At 68.5% G+C, this 21,041-nt stretch carries 22 protein-coding genes and 1 pseudogene; 7 read left to right on the forward strand and 16 right to left on the reverse strand.

The features are described 5' to 3' along the window. Both HD841_RS21040 and HD841_RS19940 read left to right on the forward strand, forming a co-directional pair. Nucleotides 1–141: integrase core domain-containing protein (locus HD841_RS21040; RefSeq protein ID WP_179510656.1), on the forward strand; the 141-nt coding region annotated here is incomplete at its 5' end. A 176-nt stretch (nucleotides 142–317) separates the two neighbouring features. Next, nucleotides 318–404: pseudogene (locus tag HD841_RS19940) on the forward strand (strawberry notch C-terminal domain-containing protein); the annotation flags it as partial. 437 nt (nucleotides 405–841) lie between these two features. Here HD841_RS19940 and HD841_RS19945 read toward each other — a convergent pair. Then, nucleotides 842–1,636, reverse strand: coding sequence for an SDR family NAD(P)-dependent oxidoreductase (locus tag HD841_RS19945; RefSeq protein WP_179510657.1), 795 nt, complete (start codon nucleotides 1,634–1,636; stop codon nucleotides 842–844). Beyond that, nucleotides 1,633–2,772: a fumarylacetoacetate hydrolase family protein gene (locus tag HD841_RS19950; RefSeq protein WP_179510658.1), complete on the reverse strand. Its 1,140-nt coding sequence runs from the start codon at nucleotides 2,770–2,772 to the stop codon at nucleotides 1,633–1,635. The genes HD841_RS19945 and HD841_RS19950 overlap by 4 nt, the downstream gene beginning before the upstream one ends. Nucleotides 2,773–3,133: 361 nt before the next feature. Here HD841_RS19950 and rpsU point away from each other — a divergent pair, with 361 nt between their 5' ends. Beyond that, a complete protein-coding gene (rpsU, locus tag HD841_RS19955) occupies nucleotides 3,134–3,340 on the forward strand; it encodes a 30S ribosomal protein S21 (RefSeq protein ID WP_179510659.1) in 207 nt (68 codons plus the stop codon). Between the two features lie 108 nt (nucleotides 3,341–3,448). Next, nucleotides 3,449–4,039 carry an FKBP-type peptidyl-prolyl cis-trans isomerase gene (locus HD841_RS19960; protein WP_179510660.1) on the forward strand — a complete coding sequence of 197 codons (591 nt, stop codon included), beginning with the start codon at nucleotides 3,449–3,451 and terminating at the stop codon, nucleotides 4,037–4,039. A 135-nt stretch (nucleotides 4,040–4,174) separates the two neighbouring features. Here the strand turns inward: HD841_RS19960 and HD841_RS19965 are convergent, their stop codons facing one another. The 11 genes from HD841_RS19965 to HD841_RS20015 form a co-directional block, all read right to left on the reverse strand. After that, complete coding sequence (locus HD841_RS19965) at nucleotides 4,175–4,420, reverse strand: hypothetical protein (protein ID WP_257015844.1); 246 nt, start codon at nucleotides 4,418–4,420, stop codon at nucleotides 4,175–4,177. A 128-nt stretch (nucleotides 4,421–4,548) separates the two neighbouring features. Further along, complete coding sequence (locus tag HD841_RS19970) at nucleotides 4,549–5,319, reverse strand: metallophosphoesterase (RefSeq protein WP_179510661.1); 771 nt, start codon at nucleotides 5,317–5,319, stop codon at nucleotides 4,549–4,551. Between the two features lie 80 nt (nucleotides 5,320–5,399). Beyond that, nucleotides 5,400–6,701, reverse strand: coding sequence for a UDP-N-acetyl-D-mannosamine dehydrogenase (wecC, locus tag HD841_RS19975; RefSeq protein ID WP_179510662.1), 1,302 nt, complete (start codon nucleotides 6,699–6,701; stop codon nucleotides 5,400–5,402). After that, nucleotides 6,685–7,821 (reverse strand): non-hydrolyzing UDP-N-acetylglucosamine 2-epimerase, encoded by a 1,137-nt coding sequence (wecB, locus tag HD841_RS19980; RefSeq protein ID WP_179510663.1) that lies wholly within the window; start codon nucleotides 7,819–7,821, stop codon nucleotides 6,685–6,687. Before wecB ends, wecC begins: the two co-directional genes overlap by 17 nt. A gap of 23 nt (nucleotides 7,822–7,844) precedes the next feature. Beyond that, nucleotides 7,845–8,606 (reverse strand): HesA/MoeB/ThiF family protein, encoded by a 762-nt coding sequence (locus tag HD841_RS19985; RefSeq protein WP_179510664.1) that lies wholly within the window; start codon nucleotides 8,604–8,606, stop codon nucleotides 7,845–7,847. Then, nucleotides 8,603–8,998, reverse strand: a complete 396-nt coding sequence (locus HD841_RS19990; RefSeq protein ID WP_179510665.1) for a hypothetical protein — start codon at nucleotides 8,996–8,998, stop codon at nucleotides 8,603–8,605. The genes HD841_RS19985 and HD841_RS19990 overlap by 4 nt, the downstream gene beginning before the upstream one ends. Next, the gene (dut, locus tag HD841_RS19995; RefSeq protein ID WP_179510666.1) at nucleotides 8,995–9,441 is read right to left on the reverse strand and encodes a dUTP diphosphatase; all 447 of its coding nucleotides are present in this window, start codon (nucleotides 9,439–9,441) and stop codon (nucleotides 8,995–8,997) included. Before dut ends, HD841_RS19990 begins: the two co-directional genes overlap by 4 nt. Before the next feature lie 31 nt (nucleotides 9,442–9,472). Further along, on the reverse strand, nucleotides 9,473–10,654 hold the full coding sequence (gene coaBC / locus HD841_RS20000; protein ID WP_179510667.1) for a bifunctional phosphopantothenoylcysteine decarboxylase/phosphopantothenate--cysteine ligase CoaBC: 1,182 nt from the start codon (nucleotides 10,652–10,654) through the stop codon (nucleotides 9,473–9,475). Beyond that, nucleotides 10,651–11,769, reverse strand: coding sequence for a hypothetical protein (locus HD841_RS20005; protein ID WP_257015849.1), 1,119 nt, complete (start codon nucleotides 11,767–11,769; stop codon nucleotides 10,651–10,653). Before HD841_RS20005 ends, coaBC begins: the two co-directional genes overlap by 4 nt. A gap of 7 nt (nucleotides 11,770–11,776) precedes the next feature. Then, nucleotides 11,777–13,312: a 2-polyprenylphenol 6-hydroxylase gene (gene ubiB / locus HD841_RS20010; protein ID WP_179510669.1), complete on the reverse strand. Its 1,536-nt coding sequence runs from the start codon at nucleotides 13,310–13,312 to the stop codon at nucleotides 11,777–11,779. A 121-nt stretch (nucleotides 13,313–13,433) separates the two neighbouring features. Next, nucleotides 13,434–14,180: a class I SAM-dependent methyltransferase gene (locus tag HD841_RS20015; RefSeq protein ID WP_179510670.1), complete on the reverse strand. Its 747-nt coding sequence runs from the start codon at nucleotides 14,178–14,180 to the stop codon at nucleotides 13,434–13,436. 55 nt (nucleotides 14,181–14,235) lie between these two features. Between HD841_RS20015 and mutM the strand changes: the two genes are divergently transcribed. The 3 genes from mutM to dnaA all read left to right on the forward strand — a co-directional run bounded on the left by mutM (nucleotide 14,236) and on the right by dnaA (nucleotide 17,380). Then, nucleotides 14,236–15,051: a bifunctional DNA-formamidopyrimidine glycosylase/DNA-(apurinic or apyrimidinic site) lyase gene (gene mutM, locus HD841_RS20020; protein WP_179510671.1), complete on the forward strand. Its 816-nt coding sequence runs from the start codon at nucleotides 14,236–14,238 to the stop codon at nucleotides 15,049–15,051. A 193-nt stretch (nucleotides 15,052–15,244) separates the two neighbouring features. Continuing rightward, nucleotides 15,245–15,508: a 30S ribosomal protein S20 gene (rpsT, locus tag HD841_RS20025; RefSeq protein ID WP_179510672.1), complete on the forward strand. Its 264-nt coding sequence runs from the start codon at nucleotides 15,245–15,247 to the stop codon at nucleotides 15,506–15,508. Between the two features lie 432 nt (nucleotides 15,509–15,940). Next, nucleotides 15,941–17,380, forward strand: coding sequence for a chromosomal replication initiator protein DnaA (gene dnaA / locus HD841_RS20030; protein ID WP_179510673.1), 1,440 nt, complete (start codon nucleotides 15,941–15,943; stop codon nucleotides 17,378–17,380). Nucleotides 17,381–17,847: 467 nt separating this feature from the next. Here dnaA and trpS read toward each other — a convergent pair whose 3' ends face one another. Genes trpS through secB form a run of 3 tightly spaced genes read right to left on the reverse strand, consistent with a single transcriptional unit; the run spans nucleotide 17,848 to nucleotide 20,966 of the window. Then, nucleotides 17,848–18,861, reverse strand: a complete 1,014-nt coding sequence (trpS, locus tag HD841_RS20035; RefSeq protein ID WP_179510674.1) for a tryptophan--tRNA ligase — start codon at nucleotides 18,859–18,861, stop codon at nucleotides 17,848–17,850. A gap of 8 nt (nucleotides 18,862–18,869) precedes the next feature. Beyond that, nucleotides 18,870–20,432 carry a murein biosynthesis integral membrane protein MurJ gene (murJ, locus tag HD841_RS20040; RefSeq protein ID WP_179510675.1) on the reverse strand — a complete coding sequence of 521 codons (1,563 nt, stop codon included), beginning with the start codon at nucleotides 20,430–20,432 and terminating at the stop codon, nucleotides 18,870–18,872. Nucleotides 20,433–20,456: 24 nt separating this feature from the next. After that, the gene (gene secB, locus HD841_RS20045; RefSeq protein ID WP_179510676.1) at nucleotides 20,457–20,966 is read right to left on the reverse strand and encodes a protein-export chaperone SecB; all 510 of its coding nucleotides are present in this window, start codon (nucleotides 20,964–20,966) and stop codon (nucleotides 20,457–20,459) included. Nucleotides 20,967–21,041: the final 75 nt, after the last annotated feature.

The following is a 21,041-nucleotide window of genomic DNA, read 5'->3' on the forward strand; positions in this document are numbered from 1 at the left end:
AGGCGGATCATCGAGGCATGGCGGACGGACTACAACACCGTGCGTCCGCACAGCAGCCTCGGCGGCATGGCACCCGCCGAGTTCACCAACCGCCCTCGCCAGGGGCTTGAAGACACCGAAGCTAACTTATCAGCGGCCTGAAAATGGGGAGCACGTCACCCTGTCCTCGTGGCGCTCTCATGTAGAACCTAGCCCGTAATGCATCCCTCCGCTTGCTTGCAGATAATGCACCATCAATCACCGGGGCCGCGCTTCTGGCGCCGCATTCCAGCGGCCGAATGTCTGGACTGGGAAGGTCGAAGTAATAGCGTAGCGCATGCCGCGGCGAGCTGCGGTTCATCTCGACGATCGCGCGACGATGCGCTTCGCTCGGCGCGCTTACCCGTGGGCAGCGGCAGACCGGATGTCGAGATGGTGCTTTGCGATATCGATTTTGATGACGTGCGGGTGCAATGTTGTGGTGCCTGCCCCTGTGGTGAGAGGTCTGGTGTCACAGCCTCGTGCAACTGTTCAGCTATGTACCGACGCGGGCTGGGAAACCGAACCGAGCTGGCATCACGCTGCTAGGCGGCTAACAGTCTCCCGCCCGCCATCCTCAGCGAACATCTGCGACAGACGACGGGAAATTGCCCGGCGACTAGAAAGCGAGTGCCTGCAGCGGGTGCCTCGAGAACAAGTCCGAGCGACGTCAGCGCAGGAGAGGGGGCAAGCTTACCGTACCCCCTCCGTCACGGCCTCGCCGTGCCCCTTGCCGTACAGCAATTAACCGGTCCCCGCGCCTTGATGCGCCGCGCCCAATCCAGCCGCTAGAGTCACAAGCCCACATCACGCCGCGCCCCGGTCACCGCCAGCCGGCATCCATCCAGTAATTGTGCGCCGTGCACATCTTCGCATCGTCCGACGCGAGGAACAGCACCAGCGCCGCGATGTCGACCGGCTCGATCCGGCCGTCGAGGCATTGCGCCGCGACGATCTCGGCTTCGCCCTCGGGCGTGTACCATTTCTCCTGGCGCGGCGTCTTGACGTTGCCGGGCACCACCGTGTTGACGCGGATGTTGTCGCGGCCGAGGTCGCGCGCCATGCTGCGGGTCATCCCCTCGATCGCCGCCTTGGCGGTCTGGTAGAGGATCAGGTCCTCCAGCCCCAGATGCCAGCTGATCGATCCGAAGTTGATGATCGCGCCGCCGCCCGCCGCCTTCATCGCCGGGATCACCGCCTGCGCCGCGAAGAACTGGTGGCGCAGGTTGACGTTCATCCGCTCGTCCCAATAGGCCGGCGTCACCTCCGCGATCGTGTGGCGATCGTCGTTGGCGGCATTGTTGACCAGCACGTCGACCCCGCCCAGCTCCGCCTGCAACGCGGCGAACACCGTGGCGAGCGCGTCCAGATCGGTGAGGTCGAGGCGGCGGAACACCGGCCGGTGCTCGGCATCGCCCAGCCGCTCGACCAGCGCGTGGCTGTCCGCCTCGGCGACGTCGACGAAGGCGACCCTGGCGCCTTGGCGCGCGAACGCCTCGACCAGCCCTGCGCCGATCCCCGAACCGCCGCCGCTGATGATCACCCGCTTGCCGCGCAGCGAGGGATAGCGGGCGCGCTGGTCGTTCGTATCCACTGTCGTCTCCGTCGTGAGGGTCATGCGAGCAGGCCGCGGCCGGCGAGGTTGCGGATCAGCGCGGTCAGGCCGAAGCGCCACGCCGGCGCCGCCTTGGAGGTGCTGACGGTGTTGACCAGCCGCCCCAGCCGCGGCGTGGCGATCGCAACCGTGTCGCCGACCTTGTGGGTAAAGCCCTGGCCGGGCACGTCGCGGTCCTGCGTCGGCGCGAACAGCGTGCCGAGGAACAGCACGAGACCGTCGGGATAGTGATGCTCGCTCAGCGCCTGGCGCAGCAACTCCTCGGGATCGCGGCTGATCTGGTTCATCGAGCTGGCGCCGTCGAGCGTATAGCCGTCGGTGCCCTCGATGCGCAGCGTGATCTCCGCCTGACGCACGTCGTCCATCGTGAAGTCGGCGTCGAACAGCCGCACGAACGCGCCCAGCGAGCAGGAGGCATTATTGTCCTTCGCCTTGCCGAGCAGCAGCGCCGAGCGGCCCTCAAAATCGCGCAGGTTGACGTCATTGCCGAGCGTCGCACCGACCGCGCGGCCATCGGGGCCGGCGAGCAGCACCACCTCGGGCTCGGGGTTGTTCCAGGTCGAGTCCGATCGGATGCCGACATCGGCGCCCCAGCCCACTGTCGCCAGCACCGGCGCCTTGGTGAAAATCTCGGCATCGGGGCCGATCGCGACTTCGAGATATTGCGACCACAGGCCCTCGTCGATCAGCGCCTGCTTGAGCGCCGCCGCCTCGGGCGAGCCCGGCACCACCGCGCGCATGCTGCCGCCGATCCGGCCTTCCAGCCGCGCGCGTACGTCCGCTGCGGCGCCGGCATCGCCGCGCGCGCGCTCCTCGATGACGCGCTCCATCGCCGACACGGCGAAGGTGACGCCCGCCGCCTTGACGCATTGCAGGTCGATCGGGCTCAGCAGCCGCGGCAGGCCGTCGACCGACAGGCCGATTTGGTCGAGCGCGCCGATCTCTTCGCCCTGGCTGTGATCGCAGGTGCCGCCGGCGACCAGCTCGGCGACGGTGGGGGCGACGCGCGCCATGTCATAGGCGATGCCGCCGACGACGAGCACCGGGCTCGGCCCCGCGCCCAGATCGATGCGGCCGAGCCAGCGCGCCTCGCGCCAGTCGCTGCCGAGCGCGTCGGCGGGGTCGAAGGGTATCGGCATCAGGCTCTTCTCCGGATCGGACGCGCCCGTCGATCGATGCTCGGTCGGCAGGCGCGGCGGTGGCGCTGGCTCCGACGGCACGACGACCGGCCCGGCATGTGCAAGGCATCCGCGATGCGCTTGCCGTGCCGCGGCGTCCGCCGTCGTCCATCTCTCCCAGCTCGTTATCGCTACCATTAGCTTGCACAATGCGCGCCGCAAGCCGAAAGAGTGACCGGAATCACGCACCCGCCGGCCGCGCGGGGGCGCGCTGGCCGTGCGCGGGTTGCGCCGGAGGGCTTGCGCTGCTAGGGGCGGCGCTCACACGGCGCGGACCCTTGTCTGCGGCCGCATTCGCTATTGACCGGAGTGTTTCAGTTCCATGCAGATCGTCGTCCGCGACAATAATGTCGACCAGGCCCTTCGCGCGCTTAAGAAGAAGCTGCAGCGCGAGGGCGTGTACCGGGAGATGAAGCTGCGTCGTCACTTCGAAAAGCCGTCGGAGAAGCGCGCGCGCGAGCGTGCCGCCGCGGTCCGTCGCTCCCGCAAGCTCGAGCGCAAGCGCGCCGAGCGTGATGGTGCGCGCTAAGCCATTCTGATCGCTGCAAAGATACTGTCCTCCGGGCGGATCTTTGCGCGAAGTTAGAGACGTTAACCGGTGACGGCCGGCCCGGCACCACAACCTTAGGTGCCCCAGATGTCGACCGTCACCGCCGTTCCGCTGCGCCCCGTCAAGCGGAGCTATATCGTCTATCTCTGGGTGGGCGTCGTCCTCGCCTGTATCGCGGCCTTCCTGCTGGCGCGGCAGGGCGACGACTTCCTCACCCGCAACGCCCGCGCCGCCGGCGTGATGACGACGCCCTCGGGGCTGCAGTACAAGGTGTTGCAGCCCGGCGCCCCCGGCGCTCCGAAGCCGACCAACAGCGACGTCGCGCTCATCAATTACGAAGGCAAGCTGCTCAACGGCACCACCTTCGACAAGTCGCCGCAGCCGGTGCCGATGCCGGTCACCGGCGTCGTCCCCGGCTTCTCGGAAGCGCTCAAGCTGATGCCGAAGGGCGCCAGGTACCGCGTCTGGATCAAGCCGTCGCTTGCTTATGGTGCCGAGGCGAAGGGGCCGATTCCCGCCAATTCGGTCCTCGTCTTCGACATCGAGCTGATCGACTTCCTGCCTGAATCGGTGGTCCGCCAGATGCAGGCGCAGGCGCAAGCCCAGGGTGGGGGCCTCCCCGGGGGCATGCCGCGCGGTGCGATGCCGCCGATGCCGGGCGCCCCCGGCGGTCGCTGATCGCTCCGATCCGACGAATACGAGCCGGCGCTGGACCATCCAGCGCCGGCTTTTTCATGTCCGCGATCGATCTGCGCCGGGCAAAAAAATAGCGGCCCGAAGGCCGCTATTCCTTAGCCGAGGCTAACGGTCAGCTTAGTTGCTGTCCGAGTTGTCGTCGCTGTCGGCGACGACGACGATACCGGCGACAACGGCGGCAGCCGCGAGCACCGCGATGATGATCCCGCCGCCGGCGAGCTCGTTCTTCTTCGCCGAGGTCGAACCGGTGCGCACCGACTTCGACACCGACAGGCTGGCAGCGGGGTTCGCCGGAGCGGCAACCGCCGGAGCAACGGCCATGGTGGCGGCCGCAGCGGCCATGACATACTTACCGAAACGCATGATAAAACTCCCTCTTGTGCTCGTCACCCGCACGCATGGCAGAAGTATATAAACGGGACAACAATTTAACCCGACGAAATCGGAAAGTCCGATAGCGTTGCGGCGATGCAACATGTCGCGTCGGCAGGTCAGCCGTCGCGGCGCGCCTGCACCGTCCAGCGTATCGTGCCTTCCAGACCGAGTGCGGTCAGCACACCCGTCTCGTAAGCTCCGGTATCCACTCCGATTCGATGGACCTGCTCGTCGAGGCCGTCGCTGATCGTATGGCCGTGGACGACCATCTTCTCGAGCGGGCGGTCATGGTCGAGGAAGGGATTGCGGATCCAGCGCAGGTCGGCGCCGCGCTGCGCGGCCAGTTCGGTGCCCGGCCGCACGCCGGCATGGACGAACGCATAGTCGCCGATCGTCACCATATCCTCGAATCGCTCGAGGAACGCCTGATGCGCCGCCGGGACGTGTGCCCGCATCGCCGCATGCAGTTCCTCGTAGTCCATCCGGTCGTATTCGGCGGCATCGACGCCATAGCTCATGATCGTCTCGCGCCCACCGATCCGGCAGAACATGCGCAACGCCTTGGGCTCGCCCTTGAGCGCTTCGAGAAAAACCTCCTCGTGGTTGCCGAGCAGGAAGCGGGTCTCGGGCCGTTCGTCGGCAAGGACGCGCAGCCGCTCGATCACCGCTGCCGAGGCCGGGCCGCGATCGACCAGATCGCCGAGGAAGATGATCGTGGTGCGCGCCGGCCCGCGGGCATGGTCGTCCGCCTCGATCATGGCGAGCAGTTGGTCGACGAGATCGGCGCAGCCATGCACGTCGCCGACCGCATAGACGCGCTCGCCCTCTGGAATGGCGGTCGGCGGCGTTGCCGTGGAACGGCCTACCTTGAGCAGCTTTTTGAGCATGGAATCCTGTCGATCGTGCCGAATGGCAGGTATAACCACGCGAGTCTGGCTGCAACAGCCTGAACCCCGCGTGAAAGCGGTTAGCCGACCAGCCTTAGCACATCCTGCCCCAGTGACGCGACCGGTGGTTGATCCGGCCAGATGCCCCGCGTGTCGAGCACCGCCTTGTCGCGGCGTTCCTCGATCGGGACCGAGCGGAACACGTCATGGTCGACCAGCACGATCATGATCGGGCAGCGTTCGATCGCGCGGTCGATGTCGATCAGCGTCGCGCCGGTGCCATCGAAGGCGTCGGGCAGCGTGCTGGCATAGGGCTCGACGATGCGCACCCGCTCGCCGAACCGACGGGCGAGCGCCTGCGCCACCTTGAGCGCCGGGCTTTCGCGGAAGTCGTCGATGTTCGCCTTGAACGCCAGGCCCAGGCAGGCGACCGGCGCGCCCGGACGCGCCTCGATCAGCGCCGCGGCCTGCGCGACGACGTGATCGGTCTTGCCGTCGTTGACCAGCCGTGCGGTACGGATCAGCGGCGTGTTGGCGGGATCGGCATGGACCAGGAACCAGGGGTCGACCGCGATGCAATGGCCGCCGACGCCGGGGCCGGGTTGCAGGATGTTGACGCGCGGATGGCGGTTGGCGAGGCGGATCACCTCCCATACGTCGACGCCCATCGTGTCGGCGATCAGGCTGAGCTCGTTGGCGAAGGCGATATTGACGTCGCGGAACGCATTCTCGGTCAGCTTGGTCATTTCCGCCGCACGCGCGGTGGTGGTGACGCAGGCGCCGCGGACGAAGCGGCGGTAGAAGGTCAACGCCTTGCGCGCGCAGCGCGGCGTGATGCCGCCGATGACGCGGTCGTTGTCGATCAGCTCAACGAGGATGCGGCCGGGCAGCACGCGTTCCGGGCAATAGGCGATGGCGATGTCGGTCGCCTCGCCCGCCCGGCCGGGAACGCGCAGGTCGGGGCGCAGCTCGGCGAGCAGGTCGCGCACCCGCTCGGTGGTGCCGACCGGCGAGGTCGATTCGAGGATGATCGTGTCGCCCGCCTTGAGCACCGTTGCGATCGTGGTCGCCGCCTGCAGCACATAGGCGATGTCGGGGGCGTGATCGTCGCCGAACGGGGTGGGCACAGCGATGACGAAAACGTCCGCCGCCTCGATCTGTGTCGCCGCGCGCAGCGAGCCGCGCGCGACCACGCCCGAAACGAGGCCGTCGAGATCGACCTCCTCGATATGCACGCGCCCCGAATTGACCGTCTCGACCACCGAAGCGGTGACGTCGACGCCGAGAACCTTCGCCCCCGTCCGTGCGATCACCGCTGCGGTCGGCAGGCCGATATAGCCGAGGCCGAGGACGACGACCTTGAGTTCAGAGTCCGACATCATCGGCGATGATCCTTGCGATCCGGGTGCTGGCCTGGCCGTCGCCGAACGGATTGTGGGCGCGCGCCATGGCGGAATAGGCAGCTTTGTCATCGAGAAGCGTGAAGACTTCGGAAACGATGCGCGCTTCGTCGGTGCCGATCAACCGCGCAGTCCCGGCGGCGACCCCCTCCGGACGCTCGGTGGTGTCGCGCATCACCAGCACCGGCTTGCCGAGCGCCGGCGCCTCTTCCTGCACCCCGCCCGAGTCGGTCAGCGCGAGGTCGCACAGTTCGAGCGCCCGGATGAAATGCGGATAATCCAGCGGCGCGATCCGCGCGACATTGTCGGGTGTGCCGAGCCACTGATCCATCACCGCGCCGACATTGGGGTTTGGATGCATGGGAAAGATCACCGCGACATCGTCGCGCGCCGCGATTCGTGCGATCGCCCGCGCGATCGCCGCCATGCCGTCGCCGAAATTCTCGCGGCGATGGGTGGTGACGAGGACGATCCGCCGCCCGGCGAACCGCGCCGCCAGCGGATCAAGGTCGGCGGCGAGCGTCGGTGTCGCGGCGATCCGTCCGCGCGTCCAGTGCAGCGCGTCGATCACCGTATTGCCGGTGACATGGACGCCCGCGGTCACGTTCTCGCGTGCCAGCGCCGCAGCGGCGGTATCCGTCGGTGCGAAATGGAGGGCTGCGATCGGCGCGACGATCCGCCGGTTCACCTCTTCGGGCCAGGGCTGGTAGATGTCGCCCGAGCGCAGCCCCGCCTCGACGTGCGCGACAGGGATCTTGCGATAATAAGCGGCGAGCGCGCCGACCATCGCGGTCGCGGTGTCGCCCTGGACGATGACGCGATCCGGCCGCACCCGGTCCATCACCTCGCCCAGCCCGATCAGCAGCCGCGCGGTCAACCGGTCGAGCGACTGGCCCGGTTCCATCAGGTCGAGGTCGATGTCGGGCGTCAGCCCGGCGATGGCGAGCACCTGATCGAGCAGCCCGCGATGCTGCGCGGTGACGCAGGTCACCGTTTCCATGCCGCCCGCCGCCTGCAACGCGCGGACGACGGGGAACAGCTTGATCGCCTCGGGACGGGTGCCGAAGATGGTCAGGACGATGGGGCGGCGGGCGCTGGTCATGCCGGCTAACTAGCCGCCGTCGCTTAATTTCGGGCTAAGCCGCAGGTCGGGCAGCCCGGGTCCTTGGGCAGCGTCAGCGTGCGGAAGCGTAGGCCCAGCGTATCGGCGAGCAGCAGCTTGCCGGCGCTGTCGTCGCCGAAGGGGTGGATCGCGCGCAGCACTTCGAGCGCGGCGAGGCTGCCGATCGCCCCGGCCATCGGCCCGAGCACGCCATCCTCCGCGCAACTGACGCCCGGCCGATCGGGATCGTTGCCGACGAAGCAGCGATAGCAGGGCTTGTCCGCCTCCCAGCCGCGGAACACGCTCAATTGCCCGTCGAATTGCCCGATCGCCGCCGACACGAGCGGCACCCGTGCGGCATAGGCCGCATCGGCGACGACGAGCCGCGTCGCGAAATTGTCGCAGCCGTCGAGCACCACGTCCGCGCCCGCGAGCAGCGCGGCGACGTTGTCGGCATCGACCCGCATCGCCCGGGCCTCGGCGACGACGTGCGGGTTGAGCCGCTGCGCCGCCGCGGCCGCGGTCACCGCCTTGCCGGCGCCGATGTCGGCGGTCGTGTAGATCGTCTGGCGTTGCAGGTTGGACAGATCGACGTGATCGTCGTCGACGATCGTCAGCCGCCCGATGCCGGCGGCAGCGAGGTAGGGAATCGCCGGCGATCCGATTCCGCCTGCGCCGATCACCACGACATGCGCGGCGGCGAAGCGCTGCTGGCCGTCGCCGCCGACCTCCTTCAGCACGATGTGCCTCGCGTAGCGGGTCAGTTCCTCGTCGGAGAGCGTCACGCCGGCCAGGAGAAGGTGAGGCTGGTCCGATACCAGGTGTCGCTGTCGATCGCGCCGGATGCGATATTGCCGCGCGCCATGCTGGAGACGAGGCCGGCGGCATATTGCTCGACCGAAGGGCAGGCGATGGCGCGCGGCACCACCCGCTTGGGCTGGCCGCCGGGGCCGACCAGCACCGCAAGATCGACCTTGAGCACATAGCCCTGCGGTGACTGGGTCGCGGCATTGCACCGCCCAGCCTTCACCTCGGCGCGGACGAAGCTCGACAGATTGGCACCATCATCGGGATCGCGGCTGTAGGGCAATGGACGCAGCATGCTCCAGTCCTGCGGCGGCATCGGCATGGGCGACGCGCCGGCAAGCTGGGCTGCCAGTAGGATTGCTGTGATCATCGGCCGGTCGATCCGAACCCTCCGCTTCCACGGTCGGTATCGTCGAGCGTCTCGACGATAGCCAGCGTCGCGCGCTGAACCGGGGCGGGGACGAGTTGAGCGATCCGGTCGCCGCGCGCGATCGGGAAGGGCGCATCGCCGAGGTTGACGAGGATCACCTTCACCTCGCCGCGATAGTCCGAGTCGATCGTGCCGGGCGTGTTGAGGCAGGTGACGCCATGCTTGAGCGCCAGCCCCGAGCGCGGACGCACCTGCACCTCATAGCCGTCGGGGATCGCGATCGCGAAGCCGGTCGCCACCGCGGCGCGCGCGCCCGGTGCCAGCGTCAGCGCCTCGGCCGCCACGACGTCCATGCCCGCCGCGCCGGCGGTCGCATAGGCGGGCGGCGGCAGGCCCTCGCCATGCGGCAGGCGGCGGAGTTGGATGGCGATCGTGTGGCTCATGGCGCAGGGCTAGCGGGCTTGCGCGAACAGATCAAGAACCGGCCAGTTCGATGGCGATCCGCTGCGCCAGCCGCCGCGCGACCTCCTCCTTGGGCAGCCGTTCCCAATGTTCGACGCCGTCGGCGGTGGCGAGATGCACGGTGTTGGCCTCGCCGCCGAACACGTCGCCCGACACGTCGTTGGCGACGATCCAGTCGGCGTTCTTGCGCAGCCGCTTGGCGACGGCATGTTCGACCACCCGCTCGGTTTCGGCGGCAAAGCCGACCACCAGCCGCGGCCGCCGCGGCCCGTGCGCGAGCGTGGCGAGGATATCCTCGTTCTCGGCGAGCACCAGCGCCGGCGGCGTCTCGCCCTTCTTCACCTTCTGCGGCGCGGCGGCGACCCGCCAGTCGGCGACCGCGGCGACCATCACCGCGGCATCGACGGGCAGCGCCCGCTGGACGGTGGCCGCCATCTCGGCGGCGGTGACCACGTCGAGCCGTTGCACCCCCACCGGCGTCGCCAGCGCCACCGGCCCGGCGACCAGCGTCACCTCCGCGCCGAGCGCGGCGAGCGCCTCCGCGATCGCGAAACCCTGCCGCCCCGACGAGCGGTTGGCGATATAGCGGACGGGGTCGATCGGTTCGTGCGTCGGTCCGGCAGTGACCAGCACGTGCCGTCCCGCCAGCGGGCGTTCGCGCGGCGTCAGCATATGATCGACCGCGGCGGCGATCGCCTCCGGCTCGGGCAGCCGGCCGGGGCCGAACTCGCCGCATGCCATCGCGCCCTCGTCGGGCGCCAGGATGGTGATGCCGTCGGCGCGGAGCTGCGCGACGTTGCGGACGGTCGCCGCATGCTGCCACATCCGCACGTTCATCGCCGGCGCGGCGAGCACCGGCGTGTCGGTGGCGAGCAGCAGCGTCGTCGCCAGGTCGTCGGCCATGCCCCCCGCCATCCGCGCCAGCAGGTCGGCGGTCGCGGGCGCGATGACGATCAGGTCCGCCTGGCGGCTGAGCTGGATATGCCCCATCTCCGCCTCGTCCTTGAGGTCCCACAGGCTCGTATACACCTGGTCCTCGCTGAGCGCGGCGAGCGTCATCGGCGTGACGAAATGGCTCGCGCCCTCGGTCATCACGCAGCGCACTGCATAGCCGCGGCGGCGTAGCAGCCGGATCAGCTCGCACGCCTTGTAGGCGGCGATGCCGCCGCCGACGATCAGCAGGATACGGGTCATCGTACGATCCTCTTCACCGTGATCCGCCGCCGGTCGCGCACCGCCGCGATCAGGTCGCGCAGGCCATCGGGCACGAAGGCGAGGCCGATCAGCAGCAACGGCGCCACCAGCAGCCCCCAATAGAAAGTATCGACGCGCCCGAACACGCTCAGCACCGCGGCATAGGCGACGAGCACGACCAGCACGCGCAGGCCCAGCATGTCGCGCCACGCCGCCCAGCCGAACAGCGCCAGTCCGACCAGCGGGGCGGCGAGCCACAGCGGCACGATCATCAGCGCGGTCGACAGCGTCATCGTCCGCACGAAGAAACCGAAGCCGAGTCGCCCCGACCAACCCGGCGACACCGGATCGAGCGGCCCGACGACCGCGGACACCGCATGCGCATGCGCCGCCAGCACGAGCGCGAGGATCGCACCGGCGACGATCCATGCCGCGCCTTCTCGCCGTGCGCCGTCCGCGAACGCCAGCACCGCCATCACCAGGAGGTACAGCCCCGCCGTCTCGCGGATCAGCGCCGCCGACAGGCCGAAGGCGACGGACGGCAGCCACTGCCCCGGCCGGTGCAGCCCGAGCGACAGCGCGATCAGCAGCCCCGCCCAAATTTCGTGGAAGGCGAGGAGCTCGCGCTGGACGAAGGCCATCAGCCCGGCGGCGAGCAGCGCCGTCGCGACGATCCGCGGCGGCGTGCGGGCGAAGGCGGGCGCCAGCCGCTTGTACCAGGCGAGCGCCACCGCCGCGCCGAGCAGATACAGCAGCAGCACGACGATCGCATGCGGCACTGCCGCCTGCACCATCGCCAGCGTCGGCAGGCGGAAGGTGACGAAGGGTTTGAGCGGATAATTGCCCGCGCGCATCGCATCCGCCGCGGTCGCATAATAGGCGCTGCCGTGGCGGACGTTGGCGACGATCGTTTCGTACAGCACGACATCGGCCTGATCGTCGCCGCGCTGTGCCGCATCGCCGCTGACCGCAGCCGGCGTCGGTGCCGCGAAGACGAGCAGCGTCGCGATCAGGAGAAGCGCGAGCGCCGCCAGCACCGCCGCGGCGTTGCGCGGCGCCAGCCCGGCGAACCGCGACGGCTGCGCCAGCCACAACGGGGCGGGAAGGCGCCGCATCATCGCCTCAGTGGACGACCAGCCAGGTCGCCGCGACGCTTGCCGCCGCCGTGATCGCGGCGACCGCGGCATAGCGCCAGCCGCCGCCGATGCGCACCACCTCGATCTCACGCAGCGGCGGGGCAGGGGGTTCGCCACCCGGCGCGGGATAGCGCGCCTCGATCCGTCGGATCAGCTCGGGCAGGCCGGCGATCGTCTTGACGTCGGCGATCAGCCGGTCGGCGATCGCGGCCTCCGGCCCCAGTTCGGTGCGGATCCACTCGCGCACGAACGGCGCCGCCGCCTCCCACAGGTTGATGTCGGGATCGAGCCGCGTCGCGACCCCCTCGACCATCACCATCGTCTTCTGCAACAGCAGCAGATGCGGCTGTGTCACCATGTCGAAGTCGCGGGTGATCGAGAACAGTCCGTCGAGCATCATCCCGATCGACATGTCCTTGACCGGCAATCCGCGCATCGGCTCGCCGACCGCGCGCAGCGCCGTCGCGAATTCGGCAACATTGTGATGGCTCGGCACATAGCCCGCTTCAAAATGGATTTCGGCGACGCGCCGGTAATTGCCGGTGATCAGGCCGTAGAGGATCTCCGCCAGCCACACGCGCGCGCGCCGGTCGATCCGCCCCATAATGCCGAAGTCGATCGCCGCGATGCGGTTGCCCGGCAGCGCGAACAGATTGCCTTGATGCATGTCTGCGTGAAAGAACCCCTCCGCGATCGCCTGCCGCAGGAAGGCCTGGACCAGGGTATTGGCGAGGCGGGGCAGGTCATAGCCCGCGGCGACCAGCGCGGCGCGATCGGACAGTTTGATCCCGTCGATCCATTCGACGGTGAGCACGCGCGCGGTCGAACGCTGCCAGTCGATCGCCGGCACGACGAAATCGGGCTCGGCGGTCATCGACTCGGCGAGTTCCGAGGCGGACGCCGCCTCGCGCCGGAAGTTCAGTTCGCGCGCGGTCCAGCGCTTGAAATTCTCGACCGTCAGCCGCGGCCGCAGCCGCCGCGCTTCGACGCTCATCCCCTCGAGCTGCGCCGCCGCCCATTCATAGGTGGCGATCGCGCGGGTGAAGTCCGCCTCGACGCCCGGCCGCAGCACCTTGACCGCGACGGTGCGCCCGTCGGTGGTCACCGCGCGATGCACCTGCGCGATCGACGCGGCGCCGACCGGCACCTCCTCGATATGCCGGAACAGGTCGGACGGCGGCCGGCCGAGGCTGCCCTCCATCGCCGCGGCGATCGTCGCATAAGGGACGGGCGGCAACTGGTCCTGCAAACGCAGCAGATCCTGCGTCGCCTCCTCGCCGACGAGGTCGGGGCGGGTGGCGAGCGTCTGGCCGAGCTTGATCGCCGCCGGGCCGATCGCCTGGAAGGCATCGGCATAGCGCGGCACCTTCGGCACGCGCGCGCCCAGCCGCGCCACGCGCGCCAGCCGCCGCACCGGTGCGGGCGTATTGGGATCGCGCTCGATCCCGCGCAGCGCGCCATGCCGCGCCAGGATGCGACCCCATTTCAGGAGTCGCCAGACATGGACGACCGAGGCGGTCATGAGAAAAGCCCCTCCCCTTCAGGGGAGGGGTTGGGGTGGGGGACACGGGCGATCGTCTCGGTGAGACATCCCCCACCCCCAACCCCTCCCCTGAAGGGGAGGGGCTTGATCGTGCGCCCCATCAAATCTTCCACCCGGAATGGATCGCGACCAGTCCGCCCAGGATCGGCTCCGCCTTGGTCCGCACGAAGCCGGCGTCGGCGATCATCCCCTTGAACGTCGGCATGTCCGGAAAGCGGCGGATCGACTCGATCAGATAGCGATAGCTGTCGGCATCCTGCGCGAGCAGCTGGCCGAGCTTCGGCACCATCTTGTGCGAATAGCCGTCATAGACTTCCTTGAACCCCGGCCAGGTCGTCGTCGAGAATTCGAGGCAGAAGAAGCGCCCGCCGCGGCGCAGCACGCGATGCGCCTCGCGCAGGGCCTTGGGAATGTCGGTCACGTTGCGGATGCCGAAGGCGATCGTATAGGCGTCGAAGAAGCGGTCCGGGAAGGTCAGCGTCTCGGCATTGGCCTCGGTCCACACCAGCCCGTCGATGCCGCGCTTGGCGGCGCGTTCCATGCCGACCGCCAGCATCGCCGGGTTGATGTCGGCCACCGTCACCGATGCGCCCGACGCGGCGAGGCGGAAGGCGATGTCGCCGGTGCCGCCCGCCATGTCGAGGATCTGCTGCCCCTCCTGCGGCTGGACGCGCCGGACGAAGCGGTCCTTCCACAAACGGTGCATGCCGCCCGACATAGCGTCGTTCATCAGGTCGTAGTTCTTGGCGACGCTGGAAAAGACGCCGCCGACGCGGGCGGTCTTCTCTTCGGGGGCGACGTCCTCGTAGCCGAAGGATACGGTTCCGGTGGTGGCGGTGTCGGTCATGGCACTGCCCTAGCCGCCGCTTGTGGCGGGGGCAAACGCAACCTAGCTGTTTGAGGTGCCAGAACTCCCCGAAGTCGAAACCACCGTCCGCGGCCTTACGCCCGTGCTCGCCGGTCAGCGCCTCACATTGGTCGAGCCGCGCCGCGCCGACCTGCGCAAGGCGATCCCGGTCGACCTGCGCCAGCGCCTTACCGGTGCCACCGTCACCGCGCTCGGCCGCCGTGCCAAATATGGCATGATTGACACCGATCGCGGCGATACGCTGATCTTCCACCTTGGCATGTCCGGCCGCTGGCGGGTCGACCCCGCCGAGTCCCTTGCCCACGACCATCTGCTGATCGAGACGGGCGAGGGGCGCAGCCTCGCGCTCAACGATCCCCGCCGCTTCGGCTTCCTCGACCTGGTCGAGACCGCGGCGCTCGCCGCCTATCCGCCCTTCGCCGCGATGGGGCCAGAGCCGCTGGGCGAGGCCTTCACCGGCGCCTATCTCGGCGAGGCGCTGGCCGCGCGCGCCGCGCCGATCAAGGCGATGCTGCTCGACCAGCGGATCGTCGCCGGTCTCGGCAACATCTACGTCTGCGAAGCGCTCCACGTCGCGCGTATCGCGCCGACCCGCGCCGCCGGCCAGATCGCGCTGCCGCGACTCGAACGGCTCGCGGTCGCGGTGCGTGAGGTGCTGCTCGCCGCGATCGAGGCGGGCGGATCGACGTTGCGCGACTATGCCCGGCCCGACGGCGAGCTCGGCTATTTCTCGAAGCAGTTCCTCGTCTATGGCCGTGAGGGTGAGCCTTGCCATTGCGGCGGCACCGTCAAGCGCCGGGTGGATAGCGGCCGCTCGACCTTCTACTGCCCGAAATGCCAGAAGAGTTGATGTGCGTTGCCCCAACCTCGTCGTCCCGGTCTCCGCCGGGAAGACGAAAAAGGGATGAGGCGCGGATGGGCAAATCACCTGCCGACGGTTGACCCGGACCCCCGCCTTCGCTAAGGGCGCTGCCTTCGAGAGGGCGTAGGGTGATCCGGCGCCTCTTCTGACATCGACCAATTTACTCGCAAGGACGTACCGAATGGCGAATACGCCGCAAGCCAAGAAGCGCATCCGTCGCAACGATCGCCGCGCCGAAATCAACGGTAACCGCGTCGGCCGCATCCGTACCTTCATCAAGAAGGTCGAAGCGGCGCTCGCGTCGGGCGACAAGGCTGCGGCGAGCACGGCGCTGGCAGCGGTGCAGCCCGAGCTGCAGCGTGGCGTCGCCAAGGGCGTGCTGCACAAGAACACCGCGAGCCGCAAGTTCTCGCGCCTGACCAAGGCGGTCAGCACGCTCGCGTAACTCTTACTTTTCAGTAAGTTTTGACCCGTCGGGACCCGCGTCCCGGCGGGTTTTTTGATGTCCGAAACGGGCGCACAGGGAACGAATGGGGAAAGCGAGGAAACACCGCGATTCGTGCCGACCCGCCACCGGGGCAGGGGGCCATAAACCGGCACTTTATCGTGTGTTTTCAAGCATTTATAAGATTTCCGAACGCGTTTCTGCGGGCTTCGGGCTGTCAATCCCGTTTATTTCATCAATGTGACCCGGGCGGGGGTTGATCGACTCGGCCCAGGCTTCATAACTCGACTCCACCGCAGCGATGTTCATCGCCGGCGGGGACCTGAACAGCGTGGGCATGCCGAACGGCCGTTGGCCGTAAGGGGGATTTGTCTGTCTTGAATACGGCCGCCGGGCGACATGTCGTCGCTTTCGGCAACGAAGGGGTATGCGTTGAACGATCGACAGGCAGCGGCAGTGACGCAGAGTGAGGCGCAGCGCGCCTGGGCTCGCGTCCGCAGCAACCTGCGCGAATCCGCCGGCGCGCGGCTCTTCGAGCAATGGCTGAAGCCGATGGAGCTGATCGAGGACGGCGACCCCGAATCGATCCGCCTCGGCCTGCCCTCGGCGTTCATGACCAACTGGGTCCGCAATCATTATGCCGACCGCCTGCTGCTTGAATTCCGCGCGCTGATGCCCGGCGTACGCGGCGTGTCGATCGAGACGCGCATGGCTGCCCCGGCGGCGATCAAGCTCGTCGCCGAGACCGCCGAGCCGGCCGCCGCCGCGCCCGCGCCGGCACCCGCTCCGCTTGCCGCACCGGCCCCGGTGCCGCTCGCGGTCGTGACGCCGCTGCGTCCCGCTGCCGAACGCCCGCCGCTCGATCCGCGCTTCACCTTCGACCGGTTCGTCGTCGATGCCGCCAACCGCGTCGCCTTCAACGCCGCGCGCCTGCTCGCCGAGCCCGGCGTGCCGCGCTTCAGCCCGCTGTTCCTCCATTCGGGGACGGGGCAGGGCAAGACCCACCTGATGCACGCGATCGGCCATGCCTTCCTCGCCGCGCATCCCGACGCGATCGTGCTGTGCATGTCGGCCGAGCGCTTCATGTTCGATTTCGTCGCGGCGATGCGCGCGCGCGACACGCACAGCTTCAAGCAGCGCCTGCGCGGCGCCGACCTGCTGCTGATCGACGACCTGCAGTTCATCGCCGGCAAGGACGCGACGCAGGAGGAGTTCTTCCACACGGTCAACGAGATCATGAGCGCCGGCAAGCGCCTCGTCATCTCCGCCGACCGCTGTCCGCAGGCGCTCGACGGCGTCGAGGCGCGGATCGTCAGCCGCATGTCGGTCGGCCTCGTCGCCGACATCAAGGCGCCCGATCTCACGTTGCGCCGGACTATACTGGACAGGAAACTTGCAGACCTGCCCGAGGCGAAGGTCCCCAATGAGGTGCTCGACCTGCTCGCGGCGCGCATCCACGCCAACATCCGCGAGCTGGAGGGCGCGCTCAACCGCGTCGTCGCTTATGCGCAGCTCACCGGCGACCGCATCGACCTCGACTTCGCGGTGGCGACGCTCGGCGACGTGCTGCGCGGGGCGCAGCGCCGGGTGACGATCGACGAGATCCAGAAGCTGGTCAGCCAGCATTTCGAACTGAAGCCGCTGGAGCTGATCTCCGCACGCCGCAGCCGCGCGGTCGCCCGCCCGCGTCAGATCGCCATGTATCTGGCCAAGCGCCTGACCACCCGCTCGCTGCCCGAGATCGGCCGCAAGTTCGGCGGCCGCGATCATTCGACCGTGATCCACGCCGTCCGCAAGATCGAGGAACTCCGCGACCAGGACCGCGACATCGACGCCGCCGTCCGCACGCTGATGCGCGAACTCGAGGCGTAGCCGCGCATCCCGTGTCCCGGCCGGCAACCGGCGGATGTCACGGCGAAGCAGGGCAGCTGTCATATTTCCATCATAGACGGAAACGCGTCCCGTCATGGAATGGCGCGAGCCACCTGCCGACCGGATGACGTCTGCGCGCCAGCCGATTGCATCACGGCTCGACGGGATCGACATCCACTCCAATTCCTCCCCGCCAGGGGGAGGTGGCGCGGCGCAGCCGTGACGGAGGGGGAGGTAAACGATGTCTGAGGTAGCGTGTACTCCCCGCCATGCCTTCGGCATGCCGCAGTGCCGGGTCGCACATGCCCCCGGCATGTGCTCGGCATGTGCTCGGATTGCCGGGGCCAAATCCAACCCGGCACTCCCCTGCGGGGGAGGAATCGGCCTGGATGTATATCCCGCCTAGGACCTATCGAAACGCCGCCGCGCGAGAGAACCGGCCGGCCGCGCTGATCGGCGGCGTCCCGTCAGAGCACCAGCCCCATCGCCTCCTGCGCCTTCCGCAGCACCGGCACCGCGAGCGCGCGCGCCTTGTCCGCGCCCTTCTCCAGGATCGCGTCGATCGCGCTGCGATCGTCGAGCAGCCGCACCATCTCGTCGCGGATCGGCCCGAGGGTCGCGACCGCCAGATCGGCGAGGTCCGGCTTGAACGCCCCGAACCCCTTGCCGGCATAGTCCGCCAGCACGTCGGCAGGCGTCCGATCGGCCAGCGCTGCGAAGATCGTCAGCAGATTGCGCGCCTCCGGCCGCTCCGCCAGTTCCTCGATGCTCGCCGGCAGCACGTCGGGATCGGTCTTCGCCTTGCGGAACTTGTCGGCGATCACCTCGTCCGAATCGATCAGCTTGACCACCGATTGCTCCGACGGGTTCGACTTGGACATCTTCGCCGACGCATCGCGCAGCGACATGATCCGCGGCGCCGCCGCGCTCACCAGCGGTTCGGGCAGGGTGAACAGGTCGGTCGCGTAATCGCCGTTGAACTTGGTCGCGATATCGCGCGCCAGCTCCAGATGCTGCTTCTGGTCCTCGCCGACCGGCACGTGCGTCGTGTTGTAGAGCAGGACGTCCGCCGCCATCAGCACCGGATAGTCGTACAGCCCGACGCTGGCGCCCTCGCGGTTCTTGCCCGCCTTGTCCTTGAACTGCGTCATGCGGTTCAGCCAGCCGACCCGCGCGACATTGTTGAGCAGCCACGCCATCTCGCTATGCGCGGGGACGCGCGCCTGGTTGAACAGGATCGAACGGTCGGGATCGATCCCCGCCGCCACCAGCGTCGCGGTCATCTCGATCGTATGCGCGCGCAGGTCGGCGGGCGCGATCCATTCGGTCAGCCCGTGCAAATCGGCGATGAAATAGAGCGTCTCGCCGCCCTCCGCCTGGATCGCATTCTGCTGCGCGACCCATTGCTTCACCGCGCCGAGGTAATTGCCGAGGTGGAGGTTGCCGGTAGGCTTGATCCCGGAGACGACGCGCTTTGCCATGATGGGCCTTATCTGGAACGGATGAGCTGACGAACGTCCGCGGGGCGCAGCGCGCCGGTCGCGAACACGGCGAGCGCATAGACCAAGGTGCCGGTCCCGACCAGCACCGCCATCGCCCCCCAGCGCGCAAGGTTGCTACCCGACACATAGGGCGCGAACAGGTCGTTGAGGAAGAACATCACCCCGCCCATCACCAGCGCGGCGACCAGCAGCCGGGGCGCCCGCCGGACCAGTTGCGCGTCGGGCACGAACTGCCCCCGCCGGCGCAACGTCCGGTAGAGGAGCGCGACGTTGACCGTGCTCGCGATCGCGGTGGCGAGCGGCGGCCCCATATGCTGGAGCGGCACGATCAGCAGCAGGTTGAGCACGAGGTTCACCACCATCGAGATCGTCGCATAGCGCACCGGCGTCCGCGTGTCGGCGCGGGCGTAATAGCCCGGCGTCAGCACCTTGACGAGGATGTAGGACGGCAGCCCGATCGAGAAGGCGGCGAGCGCCTGCGCGGTGGCATGCGCCGCGGTTGCGGTGAAATGGCCGTGCTGGAACAGGGCGGCGACGATCGGCACGCCGCAGACGATCAGCGCCACCGTCGCCGGCAGCGTCAGGAACAGCGCCAGCTCCATGCCGCGGTTCTGCGTCGCCATCGCCGCCGCTTCGTCGCCCTTGCCGAGCTGGCGCGAGATCGTCGGCAGCAGCACCGTGCCGAGGCCGATGCCGACCAGTCCGAGCGGCAACTGGTTCAGCCGGTCGGCCATATAGATATAGGTCACCGAGCCGTGGCTGAGCAGCGAGGCGGCGAGCGCGGTCGATACCACCAGGTTGATCTGCACCGCGCCCGCACCCGCCGCCGCGGGCCAGATCAGCGCGAGCAGCGCCTTGACATCCGGCCCCAGCCGCGGCGCCTTGACGCGCAGATGCACCCCCGCCTTGCGGCAGGCGAAATAGAGCCAGGCGAGCTGCAACGCTCCCGAAACCGTCACCGCAATCGCCTGGTTGCGGGCGGTGACCAGCGGCAGGGTGCTGTGGAAGACGAGCAGCGCGACGATCAGCGTCAGGTTGAGCAGGATCGGCGCCGCCGCCGCCACCCAGAAGCGATGCAGCGAATTGAGGATGCCGCCGAGCAGCGAGACGAGGCTGATCAGCAGCAGATAGGGAAAGGTGAGGCGGCAGAGATGGACGACATAGGCGAACTGTTCGTGCGAGGCGTCATTGAAGCCCCAGGTCAGCAGCCAGGTCACCGGCCATGCCGCGATCTCGATGAGCACCGTCATGCCGATCAGGATCGGCAGCAGCACCGACAGCGCATCCTCGGCGAAACGCACCCCGGTCGGCAGGCCGTCACCCTCGGCTTCGGCCACCTTGCGGTTGAACATCGGGATGAACGCCGCCGAGAACGCCCCTTCCGCGAACAGCGCGCGGAACAGATTGGGCAGGCGGAAGGCGATGAGGAAGGCATCGGAGGCGAACCCCGCGCCGACGAAGCGCGCGAACAGCGCGTCGCGCACCAGCCCCAGCACCCGGCTGGCGAGCGTCAGCCCGCCGACCGAGCCCAGGGCCTTGGTCAGATTCACGTGATTGCGCCCCCGGGCCGTGGATCAGGCGTGGCCGACGTCGCCGACCGAGAAGGCGCCGTTCTGCTCGGCCTGCTGCAGGTAGAGCTGCGCGAAGTCGATCGGCTCGAGCAGCAGCGGCGGGAAGCCGCCGTCGCGCACGCAGTCGGCGAGCACGCGGCGCGCGAAGGGGAAGAGCAGCCGCGGCGCTTCGCCGAGCAGGAACGGCTGCACCGCATCGGCGGGGACGTTGCGCAGCCCGAACAGGCCGGCATAGGTCAGGTCGACGATGAACGCGGTCTGGCCCTCGGCCTCCGCTTTGACGTCGATCTTCAGCAGCACCTCGTGCACCTCCTCGCCGACCTGCGCGGTGCCGATGTTGAACTGCACGTCGATCGCGGGCGGGTTGGGGTTCTGGAAGATCGCCGGCGCGTTCGGATTCTCGAATGAGAGATCCTTGACGTATTGCGAGATCAGCCCGGCGGCGGGGGCGCTGTCCGCACCGTTGGTCGCCGACTGCATGTCGATCGAAGTGCCGTTGTCCTGGTCGGCCATGGGAATGATCCTCGAATGAAGCGGAAAAAGCGGGGACCGAAGCCGCAACTCGGGCGTTCGGTGCCGATGGCGCCC

This window comes from Sphingomonas melonis, assembly GCF_013409985.1.
Lineage (GTDB): Bacteria > Pseudomonadota > Alphaproteobacteria > Sphingomonadales > Sphingomonadaceae > Sphingomonas > Sphingomonas melonis_A.